Source organism: Spongiactinospora gelatinilytica, assembly GCF_003236385.1.
Classification (GTDB): Bacteria; Actinomycetota; Actinomycetes; order Streptosporangiales; family Streptosporangiaceae; genus Spongiactinospora; species Spongiactinospora gelatinilytica.
Map to the genome: position 1 here is coordinate 15,422 of NZ_POUA01000040.1, position 16,212 is coordinate 31,633.

The following is a 16,212-nucleotide window of genomic DNA, read 5'->3' on the forward strand; positions in this document are numbered from 1 at the left end:
TGAGCGTGATGGCCCCGACCAGCAAGGGAACGATCCCGTTCGGGCCGTACCGGACCTGGCACCGGGTGACCGGCCGGCTACGCGCCGGTCGGCCCGCGGTGGTCGTGGTCCACGGCGGGCCCGGCAGCACCCACGACTACCTGCTCCCGCTGTGCGCGCTGGCCGAGCGGGGCTGGCCGGTCGTCCACTACGACCAGCTCGGCAGCGGCGGCTCCACCCACCTGCCGGACAAGGGCCCGGATTTCTGGACCGTCCAGCTCTTCCTCGACGAGCTGGACAACCTGCTCACCAAGCTGGGCATCGCCGATGACTACGTGCTGTTCGGTCAGTCGTGGGGCGGCATGCTGTCGGCCGCGCACGCCGCCCGCCGCCCGGCGGGGCTGCGCGGCCTGGTCATCGCCAACTCGCCGGCCTCGATGCCGACCTGGCTGAGCGAGATGGAGGTGCTGCGCGCGCAGCTCCCGCCCGACGTGCAGGAGACGCTGCGCAGGCACGAGGCGGCCGGCACGACCGACAGCGAGGAGTACTTCCGCGCCTCGCAGGTCTTCCACCAGCGGCACGTGTGCCGGCTGGACCCCTGGCCGCGCGAGTACACCGCGACCTTCCTGGAGCTGCGCGACAACCCGACGGTGTACCACATCATGAACGGGCCGAACGAGTTCCACGTCATCGGCACCCTGCGGGACTGGTCGGTGGAGGACGTGCTGCCGGACATCGCGGTGCCGACCCTGCTGATCAGCGGCCGGTACGACGAGGCCACCCTTGTCACCGTGCAGCCCTTCCACGACCGGATTCCGGACGTGCGCTGGGAGCTGTTCGAGGAGTCCAGCCATGTGCCGCACCTGGAGGAGCCGGAGCACTTCCTGAAGGTCATGACCGACTATCTGGACCGGTTGCTTTGAATGGTTTCGGGGGATTCGTTCGGCAGGCCGCGCGGCGCGGCACCCTGGTGGTCCAGCCCAGAATGGGCTTCAGCGCGCCCGAGCGGATGCGCGCCGGGCTGCTGGCCACCAGGCGGGCCCCCGCCGCCACGGTCGGCACGATCACCGTGGACAGCTACACCAGGATCGGCCACCTGGACCGGGCGCACGCCGCGCTCCGCGACGGCGAACCCCTCAACGGCTACCCGATCGCCACCCACCCCACCGAGGTCACCCGCGAGGTCCTGGCCGGGATCACCGGCCCGGACTTCCCCGTGCAGGTCCGGCACGGGTCGGCCGTCCCGCGGGACATCGTGCTCGCCTCGATCGCCGCCGGCCTGCACGCGACCGAGGGCGGCCCGGTGTCGTACTGCCTGCCGTACGGCCGGACGCCGCTGCACCAGTCCGTCCACAACTGGGCCACCGTCTGCGAGAAGCTGGCCGAGCTGCGCGAAATCGGCATCGAGCCGCACCTGGAGACCTTCGGCGGCTGCATGCTCGGCCAGCTCTGCCCGCCGAGCCAGCTCGTCGCGCTCAGCGTGTGCGAGGCGCTGTTCTTCGCCCAGCACGGCCTGCGCGACATCTCGGTCAGCTACGCCCAGCAGACCAGCCACGAGCAGGACCGCGAAGCCGTGCTCGCGCTGCGCCGGCTGTGCGCCGAACTGCTGCCGCACGTCAATTGGCATGTGGTGATCTACGCCTACATGGGCATGTACCCCACCACGGACGGCGGCGCCCGGAAGCTGCTCGGCCGGGCCGCCGCGCTGGCCGTCGAGACCGGCTCCGAGCGGCTGATCGTCAAGACCGTCGCCGAGTCGCGGCGCATCCCCACCATCGAGGAGAACGTCGCCGCGCTGGCCCACGCGGGCGAGGTCGCCGCCGGGACCCGCCGGCTCGTCCGCGTGCCCGCCGCCGACTCGCAGATCTACGCCGAGGCGCGGGCCCTGATCGAGGCCGTGCTCGACGGCGCGAGCGACCTCGGCGAGGCCCTGCTGCTCGCCTTCAAACAGGGGCACCTCGACATCCCCTACTGCGTGCATCCGGACAACCAGGGGCGGACCAGGAGCTTCATCGACGACACCGGCCGGCTCCGCTGGGCCGACACCGGCTCGCTGCCGCTCGGCGGGCTGGTCACCACCGGGTCGGCGCGGCCGGTCACCTCCAGCGATCTGCTCGCCGCACTGTCGTACGTGCAGCGGACCTACGACGACGAGGAACACCATGAAACACTCACGCCCGCTGCTCGCGGCCGGGATCTCGCTGACGGGCCTGCTGGCCTCGGCGGTCGCGCCGGCGTCACCGGCGTCGGCGGCTGACACGCGGGCCGTACCCGGGCTGCGCGCCCCCGTCCAGCAGATCACCGACCGCTGGGGCGTGCCGCACCTGTACGCGCGCAACACCGACGACCTGTTCTTCGCCCAGGGCCACACCGCGGCCAGGGACCGGCTCTTCCAGATCGACCTGTGGCGCAGGCGCGGCCTCGGACTGCTCTCCGAAGTACTCGGCCCCGCCTACCTGGCCCAGGACCGCGCCACCCGGCTGTTCCTGTACCGGGGCGACATGCGCGGGGAATGGGACTCCTACGGGCCGGAGGCGCGGCAGGCCGCCACCCGCTTCACCGAGGGCATCAACGCCTACATCGACGCCCTGGACCCGGCCGCCCTGCCCCCCGAGTTCGGCAGGCTGGGGTACGCGCCCGCCCGCTGGCGGCCGGAGGACGTCGTCAGGATCCGCAGCAACGCGCTGTCGCTGAACGTCGCCAGCGAGGTCATCCGGGCCATGGTCGTCTGCGCGGGCGGCATCGACGCGGCCGAGAACCTGGGCAGGCACCAGCCCGAGTGGACCACCACGCTGCCCGACGGCCTGGACCCGTGCGCGGTGACCCCCGACATCCTGACCCCGTACATGCTGGCCATCAGCGGCGTGACCGTGCAGAACGGCCAGGTGCGCACGGTACCGCCGCAGGCCCCGGCCGCCGAGGGCAGCAACGCGTGGGCGGTCGCGCCGCATCGCACGTCCACCGGCCGTCCCATCCTGGCGGCCGATCCGCACCGCTCGGTGACCGCGCCCGCCCTGCGGTACTTCACCCACCTTTCGGCCCCTGGCCTGGACGTGATCGGCGCGGGCGAGCCCGCGTTGCCCGGCGTGGCCATGGGCCACAACGGCACGGTGGCGTTCGGGCTGACGGTGTTCGGCGTGGACCAGGAGGACCTGTACGTCTACCGGCTCGACCCCGCCGACCCCGGCCGGTACCGGTACGGCGACCGCTGGGAGCGCTTCACCACCGTCAAGGAGACCGTGCCGGTCGCCGGCGAGGCCCCGCGCGAGGTCGAGCTGACCTTCACCCGGCACGGCCCGGTCATGAAGGTGGACACCGCCCGCAACCTCGCCTACGCCGTGCGCACCACCTGGCTGGAACCCGGCACCTCCCCCTACCTCGGCAGCCTGCGCCTGATGCGGGCGCGCGACTTCCGTGACTTCGCCGAGGTCATGCGCACCTGGGGCGGCCCGCCGGAGAACCAGGTGTACGCCGACACCTCCGGCGCGATCGGCTGGGTGCCCGGCGGGCTGGCGCCGCTGCGCACCGGCTACGACGGGCTGCTGCCGGTCCCGGGCGACGGCCGCTATGAGTGGCGCGGCTTCCTCGACGGGGCCCGGCTGCCCCGCGTCCGCGACCCCCGCGCGGGGTTCATCAGCTCGGCCAACGAGTTCAACCTGCCGCCCACGCCGCGCGTCGGCTTCGAGTGGGAGCCCCCGTACCGCAAGCAGCGCATCGACCAGGTGCTCGCCGCCGACCGGCGGCACTCCCTGGCCGACTCGATGCGGTTGCAGGGCGACCAGGTCTCGCCGCCCGCCCGGCGGGTGCTGGCCGTGCTCCGGCGGCTCACCGGCGATGACCCGGCCACCCGGCGGGCGCTCGCGCTGTTGCGCCGCTACGACGGCACGGTGAGCGCCGGCTCGGCGGGCGCGGCGCTGTTCGAGCCGTGGTTCACCCGGCACCTGACGCCGGCGTTCCTGGCCAAGGTGCTGCCGCCGCACATCGCCGCGATCCTGCCGCGCTCGGACGTGACGCTGCTCATCGAGGCCATCGAGCACCCCACGCGGTGGTTCGGCCCGGACGGCGCGAAGGTCAGGGACGCGATGCTGCTCGACACGCTCAAGGCCGCCTACGCCGAGGTGGCCGGTCGGCTCGGCGACGACCCGGCCACCTGGCGGTGGGGCGCGCTGCACCACACGATGTTCACCAACCCGCTCGGCGCGCACCTCGGGCCGTTCCCGCGCGGCGGCTCGCCGTACACAGTGGACACCTCGCAGTACCAGCCGGGCACGTACACCTCGCACACGGCGGCGGCGCTGAAGATGGTGCTGGACGTCGGCGACTGGGACGCCTCGCGGTTCACCAGCGCGCCCGGCCAGTCGGGCGACCCCCGCTCCCCGCACTACGACGACCTCATCGAGGGCTACGCGCCGCTGCTCTACAGCCGCGCCGCCGTGGAGCGCAACGCCGAGAGCAGGCTCACGCTCATCCCCGCAGCAGAGTAGCCGCCAGGCCGCGCAGCTCGCCCTTGTCGACCTTGCGGTTGTGGTTCAGCGGCAGGTCCTCCAGGTGGCGGAACCGCCGCGGGATCATCCCGGCGGGCAGCACCCTGCCGAGCTGTTCGGCCAGCTTCGCGGTCGAGGATGCCGTACCGGTGTAGAACGCGACCAGCTCGACGCCGCCGTCGGTGGTGACACCGACGGTGACGGCGTCGGTCACGCCCGCGCAGCCGCGCAGCGCGTGGTCGATCTCGGCCAGCTCGATGCGCAGCCCGTGTACCTGGACCTGCCCGTCCAGCCGGCCCAGGTACAGAAGCGTGCAGCCGGGCAGCTCGCGCACCCGGTCGCCGGTCCGGTACCAGCGGCGGCCGTCGCGGGAAAGGAAACGGCCCTCGTCGTCGGCCGGATCGACGTAGCCGGGGGTCATCTGCGGACCGGCCACGCACAGTTCGCCGTCCACGATCAGGTGGTCGTGTCCGTCGTGGATCGTCCCGATCGGCACGACGCCGTTGACGCCCAGCCGCGCGGACTCCTCGCCCGCCCAGCGGTAGGCGCTGATCGTGACGGTCAGCTCGGTCGGGCCGTACAGGTTCTCCAGCGTCGAGTGCGCCGCCGCCGCCTGCCAGTCGGCGGCGTCGGCGCAGGTCAGCGCCTCGCCCGCGAAGAAGCTCCAGCGCAGCGCGGGCATCGAGCCGGGGGCGAGGCCCCCGGTCCTGCGCACCAGCGCGATGGCGCTCGGCGTGGAGAACCACACCGTCATCCCGTGCCCGGCCACGAACTCCGGCATCCTGCGGTACGCCTGCGGTGGCACCGCCACGACCGACCCGCCCGCGCCCCACGCGCAGAACACGTCGAACATGGCGCAGTCGAAGTTCAGGTCGAAGGTCTGGGAGAAGACGTCGCCGGGGGTGAAGTCGTAGCGGTCGTCGAGCAGGCCGAAGTAGTGGGCGGTGCCCGCGTGCGTGATCGGCACGCCCTTCGGCCGGCCGGTGGAGCCCGAGGTGAACAGGATGTAGGCCACGTCGGAGGGGTCGGCGCCGCGCGGCCCGGCGAGCGGGCGTTCCGGCGCGGGTGCGTACACCTGCGGGGCCAGCGCTTTGAGGGCGGGTAGCACGGCCGCCCCGGCCTCGTCGGTGACCAGCGCGGACACGCCGCTCTGCGCCACCATCCCGGCCAGCCGGGCCACCGGGAACCCGGCGTGCAGCGGGACGACCGTGGCCCCCGCGTACAGCGCCGCCAGGATGCCGGCGTAGGCGTCGACGGACTTGGCCGCCAGCACGCCGACGGTCGTGGCGGGCAGCGCCCCGGCCCGCAGCAGCGCGCGGGCGTGCAGCTCGCGGTAGGTGATCGCGTCGGGGCCCACCCGCACCGCGACCCGATCGGGGGCCAGGGCCAGGCCGCGCAGGAAGCGTTCGTGCAGCGCGTTCATGTGATGGTCCTCAAACCGTGGCTTTGGCGGCGGCCGGGCGCATCGCGAGTTTCGGGGTGGCCGCCAGCACCTCGAAGTTCCGGGTGGTCCGCCGGACCCGGCCGAACAGGCCGTCCGGGCCCGCCACGCACACCTGGGTCACGCCGAGTTCCTGCAGTGCGTCCACCACGCCGGGCCAGCGCATCGCCCGCACGAACCCGTCGAGCAGCAGCGACCGCACCCCGGCCCCCGTGGCGATCAGCGAGCCGTCGTGGTCGGAGACCACCGGCAAGGTCGGATCGGCGAACTCCAGCGGGCCGATGACCTCCTCCTCGGCGCGGGCGCGCAGCGGCGCGAACAGGGCCGAGTGCATGGGCGGGCGCATGGTGTAGAGCGGCAGCGCGCCCATGGCCCGCAACCGTCCCTCGAACCATTCCAGGACGTCGGCGCGCAGCGACACCATGAAGAAGTCGTCGTCCACATGGCAGGCCAGGTCGTGCCAGTCGCCGCGCCCGTCCAGCTCGGCCAGCAGCTCCTCCAGCCGTTCGCGCGGGGCGCGGGCGAAGGAGTGCGTCACAAGGTCGGCGTGCTCGGTGGCGAAGTACTCCTCCATCAGCCGCGCCAGCCCGGCCGTCATCAGCACGGCATCCCGGAACGGCAGGCAGCCCGCGTACGCCGCCGCCGTCTTGCCGCCGAAGCTCGGGCCGGCGCAGGCCACCGGCGCGAGCTCGAAGCGCTCCTCGGCCCACCGCGCCAGCGCCAGGCAGTTGATCAGGAAGGCGACCTGGGCGTACTCGGAGTAGTCGCCCTCGGTCTTGCTGTACCGGTCGAGGAGGGGGTAGCCGAGCACGTCATCGGCCTCGGCGACCAGTTCTCCGGCGATCGGGTCGCGCAGCATGAACCGGCCGACGTCGGAGAAGGGCATCGGGCCCATGCCGGGGAAGACGACCGCGGCTACGTTGTCCATAGTTCAGAAACGTACGAGCCGCCCTCACCCGGCATAACCCCTAACGTGGCCCCCTATGACGATGTGGTGGTCGGCGAGGCCGCGCTCTGCGCGTCCGCCGAGGCGGTGTCCGGCATCCGCATCTTGCGGAGCAGGATGACGACCAGGATCGCCATGAGCACCAGCAGGCCGGTGCTCAGGTACGCCGCGAAGTGGAACCCCTGGGTGAACGACTCGAACGCGCTCTCCAGGAGCGTTCGCTTGACGCCGGGGGGAGCCTGCTCGGCCACCGCCACCGCGCCGCCGAGCGTCGCGCCGGCGGCATCGGCCGCCTCCCCGGTCAGCTGCTCCGGGATCTTCGCGGACATCTGGTCGCGGTAGACCGCGATGGCCACGCTGCCCAGCGTCGCGATGCCGAGCGCCCCGCCGAACTCCGACGCGGTCTCCGACAGCGCCGCCGCCGCCCCGGCCCGCTCCGGCGGCGCGGCGGCCACGATGAGGTCGGTGGCCAGCGCGATGACCAGCCCGAGGCCCAGTGTCACGATGATGTAGCCGGTCAGCAGCGCCACCACCGAGGAGCCGACCTGGATCTGCGAGACCAGGGCGAACCCGGCCGCGCCGATCACCAGGCCGAGGCCGATGACGAGGCCCGGCCTGATCCGCTTGGCCAGCACGCTCGCCAGGGTGACACCGACGATCGTGCCGACGATGGTGGGCAGCATCCACAGCGCGGCCCGGAACGGGCTGATCCCGAGCACCACCTGGAGGTACTGGACGGCCAGGATGCCCAGCCCGGCCGCGGCGAAGGTGACCATCGTGTTGGCGAGGATGGACCCGGTGAAGGCCCCGCGTCGGAACAGCGACGGATCGATCAGCGGGTGGGTCATCCGGACCTGCCGGATGACGAAGATCAGCCCGATGACCAGCCCGGCCCCGATCGCGATGAGCGAGGTGTCGGTCACGCCGTCCTCGGCGATCTGCTTCACACCGTAGATGACCGCGAGCACGCCCGCCATCGACAGCACGGCGCTGAGCAGGTCGAACCTGCCCGGATTGGGATCCTTGAACTCCGGCAGCAGGAACGCGCCGAGCACCAGGAGCAGCACCATCACCGGCACGTTGATCAGGAACACCGAGCCCCACCAGAAGAACTCCAGCAGTGCCCCGGCGATGATCGGGCCGATCGCGAGCCCGCCGGAGAAGGCGCCGGTCCACACGCCGATGGCGGTACGCCGCTGGGCGTCGTCGTGGAACATGTTGCGCAGCAGCGACAACGTGGACGGCGCCAGCGTGGCCCCGCCCAGCCCGAGCAGGGCGCGGGCGGCGATCAGCATCTCCGCGCTGGTGGAGTAGGCGGCGACCACGGACGCGCCGCCGAAGGCCAGCGCACCCAGCATGAGCAGGCGCTTCCTGCCGATCCGGTCACCTAGGCTGCCCATGGTGATCAGCAGACCGGCGAGAAAGAAGCCGTAGATGTCGACGATCCACAGCAGTTGCGAACCGGTGGGGGTCAGGTCCTGGCTGAGCATGGGCAACGCGAAGAACAGGACCGAAAGGTCCATCGAGACGAGCAGCACGGGGAGGACCAGCACGGCCAGTCCCACCCACTCCTTCCAGCCTGCCTTGGCTGTGGTGGTGGTCATGGAGGCGACTATACAAGTGTTTTAATCATTTGTATAGGACGGATGTATGTATAGATCGTATGTATGTATAGTGTGTTCGTGGGACATCGCGAAGACCTGCTGGAAGGCGCCAAGCGGTGCCTGTACGAGAGGGGCTACGCGCACACGACGACGCGTGACATCGTGGCCGCCTCCGGTACCAACCTCGCTTCCATCGGCTACCACTTCGGTTCCAAGGAAGCCCTGCTCACCCAGGCGCTGATCGAGATACTCAGCGACTGGAGCGACAACATCGAGGGCATCGAGCTGCCCGAGCAGACGGCCGGCGACCCCATCGACCAGTTCCAGGAGATCTGGGAGCGCGTCACGGGGGTCTTCGCCGTGGGCGCGATGGAGTGGAACGGCAGCTTCGAGGCGTTCGTCCAGATGAAACGCTCACCGGAGGTGCTCGCGTCGATCGCGCGCAAGTACGAGGAGGGGCGGCTCGGCCTGCCCAAGGTCTTCGAAGGCGTCGTGGACGCCGACGGCGAGCGCGCCAACCGGGCGTTCGGCGGGCTGCTGCTGTCGCTGCTCATCGGGCAGGCGGTGCAGCGCGAGGTCGACCCGGAACACGCCCCGACGGCCCGCGACCTCGCCGAGGCCATCCGGCTGTTCGCCACCGCCGCCGCCAACGCGAAACGCGACGACTGACCACCCGCTTGGAGGTGGTGCGGGGTGCTGGGGAGGGCACCCCTGCTTTGGGTGGACAGGAGTCCTGGGCGGACCCCTGTCCGGGGGTGCGCCACCCCTGGCCGCCGCCGCTCGCCGTCAGGCGAGGCTCAGGTACCCGGAGATATTTTCCAGGATCGCGGCCTGGTGCTGGGCCAGGAAGAAGTGCCCGCCCCGGAAGACGTTCAGCTCGAAAGCGCCGGTGGTGTGCGCGGACCAGGCGCGTGCCTCCTCGACCGTCACCTTCGGGTCATCGTCGCCGGTGAACGCGGTGATCGGGCAGGAGAGCGGCGGGCCCGGGCGGTAGACGTACGTCTCGGCGGCCCGGTAGTCGGCGCGGATCGCGGGCAGCGCCATCCGCAGCAGCTCCTCATCGCCCAGGATGCGCGGATCGGCACCGCCGAGGCGGCGTACGTCGGCCAGCAGCCCCGCGTCGTTGAGCAGGTGAACGCGCTCGTCGCGCGGCATCGACGGCGCCTTGCGCCCCGAGACGAACAGATGCGCGGGCTTTACCCCCGCCTCCGCCTCCATGAGCCGCGCCAGCTCGAACCCCAGGCTCGCGCCCATGCTGTGCCCGAACAGCGCCACCGGCGGCCCGTCCCACGGCCCCAGCGCCTCGAACACCCCCCGGGCCAGCTCCACCAGGTCGGTGACGCACGGCTCGTGCCTGCGGTCCTGCCGCCCCGGGTACTGCACGGACACCACATCGAAACGCGCGGACAACTTCTGGGACACCGGCAGGAAGAAAGGCGCCGAGCCACCCGCGTGCGGCAGGCAGATCAACCTGCTCGCACCGCCCGGCGCCGGGTGGAAACGCCTTCCCCAAAGAGCCTGTTCGGTCGTCGTCATTTTCACGCTTTCGGTCGCTCGACATTCGTTAGGGGCAGCATGCCCTCTCGACGTTAGGCGGCACGTCGGAGCACGGCCAACCCCTAGAGGTTTAGGGGTTGGCCGCTGCTGTGGGCGCTCCGTAGCGTTGGGCCGATCTCATTCGCGCTCGCGCAGGAGTGGGTTTTCAGTGAACAATGAAGCAAAACTTGTCGAATATCTGAAAAGAGCGACTGCCGACCTGAGAGAGGCCAGGCGCCGCCTGCGCGAAGCCGAATTGAGGGAACACGAGCCCATCGCCATTGTCGGTATGTCGTGCCGGTATCCGGGCGCGGTCGACTCGCCGGAAGGGCTGTGGCGGCTCGTCGCCGATCAGGTGGACGCCATTTCCGGGTTCCCGGCCGACCGTGGCTGGGACATCGACGGCGTCTACGACCCGGAGCCGGGCCGGCCCGGCAAGTCGTACGTGCGCGACGGCGGTTTCCTGTACGACGCGGCGGAGTTCGATTCGGCGTTCTTCGGGATCAGTCCGCGTGAGGCGGTGGCCATGGACCCGCAGCAGCGGTTGCTGCTGGAGGTGTCCTGGGAGGCGCTGGAACGGGCCGGCCTCGACCCCCACGCGTTGCGCGGCAGCCGGACCGGCGTGTTCGCCGGGGTGATGTACGACGACTACGGCAGCCGTCCCGGAAAGGTCCCCGAGGACATCGCCGGGTACGTCGGCAACGGCAGTGCCCCCAGCGTCGTGTCCGGGCGGGTCTCCTACCTCTTCGGCCTCGAAGGGCCCGCGGTGACGGTGGACACGGCGTGTTCGTCGTCGCTGGTCGCCTTGCACCTGGCCACGCGGTCGCTGCGGCAGGAGGAGTGCTCGCTGGCGCTGGTCGGCGGCGTGACGGTGATGTCCACTCCGTCGATGTTCGTCGACTTCAGCCGGCAGCGCGGGCTGGCCCCCGACGGGCGCAGCAAGTCCTTCGCCGCCGCCGCGGACGGGGCGAGCTGGTCCGAGGGCGTGGGCGTGCTGGTGCTGGAGCGGCTGTCGGACGCTCAGCGTAACGGGCACCAGGTCTTGGCGGTGGTCCGCGGGTCCGCGGTCAATCAGGACGGGGCCTCCAGCGGGCTGACCGCGCCGAACGGGCCTTCGCAGGAGCGGGTGATCCGCCAGGCGCTGGCCAATGCGCGGTTGTCCACAGCGGATGTGGACGTGGTGGAGGCGCACGGTACGGGGACCACGCTGGGGGACCCGATCGAGGCGCAGGCGTTGCTCGCCACTTATGGGCAGGGGCGGTCGGAGCCGCTGCGGCTCGGGTCGATCAAGTCGAACATCGGGCACAGCCAGGCGGCGGCGGGTGTGGCCGGTGTGATCAAGATGATCATGGCGATGCGGCACGGGGTATTGCCGCGTACGTTGCACGTCGATGAGCCGACTCCGCATGTGGACTGGTCGGCGGGGGCGGTGGAACTGCTCACCGAGGCCCGGGAGTGGCCCGAGGGAGATCGGCCGCGCCGGGCGGGGGTGTCGTCGTTCGGGATCAGCGGCACCAACGCGCACGTCATCATCGAGGAGGCCCCGGAGGCGGAGGCTGTTGAGGTTCGGCCGTCCGGTGTGGTGCCGGTGGTGGTCTCGGCGCGGAGCGAGGCGGGGTTGCGTGAGCAGGCCGGGCGGTTGGCCGAGCATCTGCGTGCGAATCCTGAGTTGGAACCGTCCGATGTGGCGGTTTCGCTGACCGCTCGGGCGGCGTTGGAACGGCGTGCGGTGGTGGTCGCCGGGGACCGTGAGGCGTTGCTCGATGGCCTGGACGGACTGGTTCCGGGCGCGGGGGTGGTTGCCGGGCGGACCGGTCTTGTGTTCTCGGGGCAGGGTTCGCAGCGTCTTGGGATGGGCCGGGAGCTGTACGAGAGTTTCCCGGTGTTCGCCGGGGTGGTGGACGAGGTCTGCGCGGTCGTCGATCGGGTGTCGGATCGTCCGCTGCGTGAGGTGATGTGGGGCTCGGATGCCGCTGCCCTGGAGCAGACGGCGTATGCGCAGGCCGGGTTGTTCGCTCTCCAGGTCGGCTTGTACCGGCTGGTGGAGTCGTGGGGTGTGGTGCCGGATGCGGTGATGGGCCACTCGATCGGTGAGCTGGCCGCCGCCCATGTGGCGGGGGTGTTCTCCCTTCAGGACGGCGCGGCGCTGGTCGCGGCTCGTGGGCGGTTGATGCGGGCGCTGCCGGAGGGTGGGGGGATGCTCGCGGTCGTCGCCGCCGAAGCCGATGTCGCTCAGGCGATAGAAGGACTTGATCTGTCGATCGCCGCGGTGAACGGCCCCAACGCGGTGGTGCTGTCCGGGGCTCGGGAGGTTTTGGAGGAGTTCGCGGCCGGGGTGGAGTGGCGGTCCCGGTGGTTGCGGGTGTCGCACGCGTTCCACTCGTCGCTCATGGACCCGATGCTTGGGGACTTCGCCGAGGCCGCCTCCCGGATCCGCTTCACGCAGCCGCGCCTGCCGCTGGTGTCGAACGTGTCCGGGACCTGGGCGGGCCAGGAGGTGTGCTCGCCGGAGTACTGGGTCCAGCACGTCCGCCGGACGGTCCGCTTCGAGGAGGGCGTGGCGGCGATGGCCGCCGATGGCGTGACCCGGTTCGTGGAGATCGGCCCCGATGGTGTGCTGACCGCTCTGAACGAGGAGCGGCTGTTCGTGCCGCTGCTGCGTAAGGACCGGCCGGAGGTCGAATCCCTGTGGTCGGGGCTGGGCCGGGCGTGGGCGTCGGGTCTGGCGGTGGATTGGCAGGCCGTGCTGGCGGGCCAGGGCACCCGGGTGGACCTGCCGACGTACGCCTTCCAGCGCGAGCGCTACTGGCTGGAGCCGGCGCACGATCCCGGCGATGTGACCCGCGTGGGGCAGCGCCCCGCCGATCACCCGCTGCTGGGTGCGGTGGTCACGCTGCCCGCCACCGGCGGGGTGGTGCTGACCGGGCGGTTGTCCATCAGCGACCAGCCGTGGCTGGCCGACCACGCCGTACTCGGGCAGGTCATCCTGCCGGGGACGGCGTTCGTGGAACTGGCGTTGCAGGCCGCCGGCCAGGTGGACTGCCGGCGGATCGAGGAACTGACCCTGCACGCGCCGTTGCCGGTGCCGGATGACGGCGGGGTCGCCATCCAGGTGGTCGTCGAGGGCGCGGACGAGGCCGGGCGTCGCGCGGTCGCGATCTACAGCGGCCCCTCCTCCGCCACGACGCTGCATGCCTCGGGGACGGTGACACCCGGTGAGGTCCCCAGTGGCTGGGAGGCGACGGCCTGGCCCCCGGAGGGGGCCGAGGTCGTGGACATCGCGGGTGCCTACGAGGAGCTGGCCGAGGCCGGTTATGGCTATGGGCCTGCGTTCCAGGGGTTGCGTGCGGTGTGGCGGCGTGGTGGGGAGGTGTTCGCCGAGGTCGGGTTGCCCGATGCGGCGGGTGGTCGTGATTTCGGGGTGCATCCGGCGTTGCTGGACGCGGTGTTGCACGCCGCGCTGGTGGGCGATACGGCGGAGGGGCCGTCGATTCCGTTCGTGTGGAACGGGGTGTCGCTGTTCGCGGCGGGTGTTTCGGCGGTACGGGTCCGCATTGCCGCATCCGGCCTGGATGGGGTGTCCGTTGAGTTGGCGGATGAGTCCGGGTTGCCGGTGGCGTCGGTGGGGTCGTTGGTGTCTCGGCCGGTGTCGGCTGAGCGGCTGGCGGCTGCTCTGGTGTCCCAAGGTGGTTTCCGGGAGTCGTTGTATCGGCTGGAGTGGGCTGAGGTTGGGGCTGCTGCGGGTGGGTTCGATGGGGTGGTCGTCCCGGATCTGGCGGGGCTGAACGAGGTCCCGCACACCGTGGCACTGGTTCATGAGCCTGCTGCCGACGATTCAGCGGAGGCGGTACACGAGGCTGCGGCGTGGGCGTTGGCCGTGGTTCAGGACTGGCTCGCCGATGAGCGGTTCGCCGGGTCGCGCCTGGTGATCGTTACTCGTGGCGCGGTGGCGGCTTCTGCTGCGGAGACCGTGGCGGACCTGGCCGGTGCGGCGGTCTGGGGTCTCGTGCGATCCGCACAGGCCGAACATCCAGGGCGGTTCGTGCTGGTGGACACCGATGGTCCGCTGTCTTCGCTGGTGGACGGTGAGTCGGAGTACGCGGTCCGTGAGGGGCGGGTGTTCCTGCCCCGGCTGGCCCGGGTGCGCGCGGTGGCCGGGGAGGCCCCGGCCATGCCCGGCCAGGTACTGATCACGGGGGGCACCGGTGGCCTGGGCGCGCTGGTGGCCCGGCACCTGGTGACCGTGCATGGGGTACGCGAGCTGCTGCTGGTCGGGCGGCGCGGCTTGGACGCGCCGGGTGCGGTGGGGTTGCGTGATGAGCTGGCCGGGCTGGGTGCATCGGTGGAGGTCGCCGCGTGTGATGTGGCCGATCGGGGCGCACTGGCGGGGCTGCTCGCTGGGCGCGAGCTGGGCGCGGTGGTGCATGCGGCCGGTGTGCTGGATGACGGTGTGGTGGAGGCGCTGACGCCGGAGCGGTTGAGCGCGGTGTTGCGGCCGAAGGTGGACGCGGCCTGGCATCTGCACGAGCTGTTGCCGGATGTGTCGGCGTTCGTGCTGTTCTCGTCGCTGTCCGGGGTGCTGGGCGCGGCCGGGCAGGCGAACTACGCGGCGGGCAACGCGTTCCTGGACGCGCTGGCACAGCGACGCGGTGGCCTGTCGCTGGCCTGGGGCCTGTGGGAGCAGGCCGGCGGCATGGGCGGCTCGCTGGCCGAGGTGGACCGGTCGCGGATGAGCCGCGAAGGCGTACGGGCGCTGACCGCAGACGAAGGGCTGGCCCTGCTGGACGCGACGCTGGGAATCGAGGCTGCGGCCTTGGCACCGGTGAAACTGGACCTGGCCGCGCTGCGTGCGCAGGGCGAGTCCCTGCCCACTGCCCTGCGCGGCCTGGCGCAGGTCAAGCGGCAGCGGGCCGCCGAGACCACGCCGGACGGGCTGGCCGGCCGGTTGGCCGGACTGACCGAGACCGAACGTGAGCGTGTGGTCATCGACCTGGTCCGGGCCCAGGTGGCCTCGGTACTGGGGCACGGATCGGCCGAGGCCGTGGAGCCGGAGCGGGCGTTCTCGGACCTCGGGTTCGACTCGCTCACAGCGGTGGAACTGCGTAACCGGCTGGGTACCGTCACCGGCCTGCGGCTTCCCGCGACGCTGGTCTTCGACTATCCGTCTCCGCGGGTGCTGGCGGAGTACCTGCTGGACGAGGTCGTGGGTACCGGCGTGGTGGAGGCCCCCGTACCGGCCGCGACGGTCGCCGTTGATGTCCACGATCCGGTGGTGATCGTGGGGATGTCCTGCCGGTACCCGGGCGGGGTGGACTCGCCCGAGGGGCTGTGGCGGCTGGTCGCGGACCAGGTGGACGCCATCTCCGGCTTCCCCGCCGACCGTGGCTGGGACATCGACGGCGTCTACGACCCGGAACCAGAGCAGCCCGGGAAGTCGTATGTGCGCGATGGCGGGTTCCTGCATCACGCGGCGGAGTTCGATCCGGGGTTCTTCGGGATCAGTCCGCGTGAGGCGCTGGCGATGGACCCGCAGCAGCGGTTGTTGCTTGAGGTCTCGTGGGAGGCGTTGGAGCGGGCCGGGATCGACCCGCAGGGGCTGCGCGGCAGCCGGACCGGGGTCTTCGCCGGGGTGATGTACCACGACTACGCCGACTCCGGCGCCGGCGGCAGTGTGGTGTCGGGGCGGGTGTCGTACACCTTCGGGCTGGAAGGTCCGGCGATCAGCGTCGATACGGCGTGCTCGTCGTCGCTGGTCGCGCTGCATCTGGCGGCGCAGTCGCTGCGGCAGGGGGAGTGCTCGCTGGCACTCGTCGGCGGGGTGACGGTGATGGCCACGCCGGATTCGTTCGTCGAGTTCTCCCGGCAGCGGGGTCTCGCGCCGGACGGACGCAGCAAGTCGTTCGCGGCGGCGGCCGATGGCGTGGCCTGGGGTGAGGGCACCGGTGTGCTGGTGGTCGAGCGGCTGTCCGATGCCCGGCGGAACGGGCACGAGGTGCTGGCGGTTCTGCGTGGGTCGGCGGTGAACCAGGACGGGGCCTCGAACGGGCTGACCGCGCCGAACGGGCCTTCGCAGGAGCGGGTGATCCGGCAGGCGTTGGCCAACGCCCAACTATCGGCCGCCGACGTCGATGCGGTCGAGGCCCATGGCACCGGGACGACGCTGGGCGACCCGATCGAGGCTCAGGCGTTGCTGGCGACCTATGGCCGGGACCGGCAGGAGCC

9 protein-coding genes are annotated in these 16,212 nt (G+C 71.5%); 5 read left to right on the forward strand and 4 right to left on the reverse strand.

The window, feature by feature from the left end:
* Positions 1–8: 8 nt before the first annotated feature.
* From C1I98_RS08090 to C1I98_RS08100, 3 genes are read left to right on the forward strand one after another with little or no spacing between them, the layout of a single operon-like run.
* The gene (locus C1I98_RS08090) at positions 9–902 is read left to right on the forward strand and encodes a proline iminopeptidase-family hydrolase (protein ID WP_111166455.1); all 894 of its coding nucleotides are present in this window, start codon (positions 9–11) and stop codon (positions 900–902) included.
* Positions 899–2,236: a methylaspartate mutase gene (locus C1I98_RS08095; protein WP_111166456.1), complete on the forward strand. Its 1,338-nt coding sequence runs from the start codon at positions 899–901 to the stop codon at positions 2,234–2,236. Before C1I98_RS08090 ends, C1I98_RS08095 begins: the two co-directional genes overlap by 4 nt.
* Positions 2,142–4,463 (forward strand): penicillin acylase family protein, encoded by a 2,322-nt coding sequence (locus C1I98_RS08100; RefSeq protein ID WP_111166457.1) that lies wholly within the window; start codon positions 2,142–2,144, stop codon positions 4,461–4,463. Before C1I98_RS08095 ends, C1I98_RS08100 begins: the two co-directional genes overlap by 95 nt.
* On the opposite strand, the gene C1I98_RS08105 is transcribed toward C1I98_RS08100, so the two are convergent.
* The 3 genes from C1I98_RS08105 to C1I98_RS08115 are packed head-to-tail and all read right to left on the reverse strand — an operon-like array spanning position 4,444 to position 8,454.
* Positions 4,444–5,886 (reverse strand): AMP-binding protein, encoded by a 1,443-nt coding sequence (locus C1I98_RS08105; RefSeq protein ID WP_111166458.1) that lies wholly within the window; start codon positions 5,884–5,886, stop codon positions 4,444–4,446. The two genes, C1I98_RS08100 and C1I98_RS08105, sit on opposite strands and share 20 nt — an antisense overlap.
* A gap of 10 nt (positions 5,887–5,896) precedes the next feature.
* Entirely contained in the window at positions 5,897–6,832 is a 936-nt protein-coding gene (locus tag C1I98_RS08110; protein ID WP_111166459.1) for an ACP S-malonyltransferase, read from the reverse strand.
* Positions 6,833–6,885: 53 nt separating this feature from the next.
* Entirely contained in the window at positions 6,886–8,454 is a 1,569-nt protein-coding gene (locus tag C1I98_RS08115) for an MFS transporter (RefSeq protein ID WP_111166460.1), read from the reverse strand.
* 78 nt (positions 8,455–8,532) lie between these two features.
* On the opposite strand from C1I98_RS08115, the gene C1I98_RS08120 reads away from it, so the two are divergent.
* Positions 8,533–9,123, forward strand: a complete 591-nt coding sequence (locus C1I98_RS08120; RefSeq protein ID WP_158557960.1) for a TetR/AcrR family transcriptional regulator — start codon at positions 8,533–8,535, stop codon at positions 9,121–9,123.
* Positions 9,124–9,240: 117 nt separating this feature from the next.
* Here the strand turns inward: C1I98_RS08120 and C1I98_RS08125 are convergent, their stop codons facing one another.
* Positions 9,241–9,990 carry a thioesterase II family protein gene (locus tag C1I98_RS08125; protein ID WP_111166462.1) on the reverse strand — a complete coding sequence of 250 codons (750 nt, stop codon included), beginning with the start codon at positions 9,988–9,990 and terminating at the stop codon, positions 9,241–9,243.
* Between the two features lie 169 nt (positions 9,991–10,159).
* Between C1I98_RS08125 and C1I98_RS43680 the strand changes: the two genes are divergently transcribed.
* The coding region (locus tag C1I98_RS43680; RefSeq protein ID WP_199536798.1) for a type I polyketide synthase at positions 10,160–16,212 on the forward strand (6,053 nt) is incomplete at its 3' end.

Excerpts from the sequence above, each read along its gene's own strand:
- C1I98_RS08115 (WP_111166460.1), bottom strand. The coding sequence starts at position 8,454 with ATGACCACCACCACAGCCAAGGCAGGCTGGAAGGAGTGGGTGGGACTG.
- C1I98_RS08100 (WP_111166457.1), top strand. The coding sequence starts at position 2,142 with ATGAAACACTCACGCCCGCTGCTCGCGGCCGGGATCTCGCTGACGGGC.
- C1I98_RS08105 (WP_111166458.1), bottom strand. The coding sequence starts at position 5,886 with ATGAACGCGCTGCACGAACGCTTCCTGCGCGGCCTGGCCCTGGCCCCC.
- C1I98_RS08125 (WP_111166462.1), bottom strand. The coding sequence starts at position 9,990 with ATGACGACGACCGAACAGGCTCTTTGGGGAAGGCGTTTCCACCCGGCG.
- C1I98_RS08110 (WP_111166459.1), bottom strand. The coding sequence starts at position 6,832 with ATGGACAACGTAGCCGCGGTCGTCTTCCCCGGCATGGGCCCGATGCCC.
- C1I98_RS08090 (WP_111166455.1), top strand. The coding sequence starts at position 9 with ATGGCCCCGACCAGCAAGGGAACGATCCCGTTCGGGCCGTACCGGACC.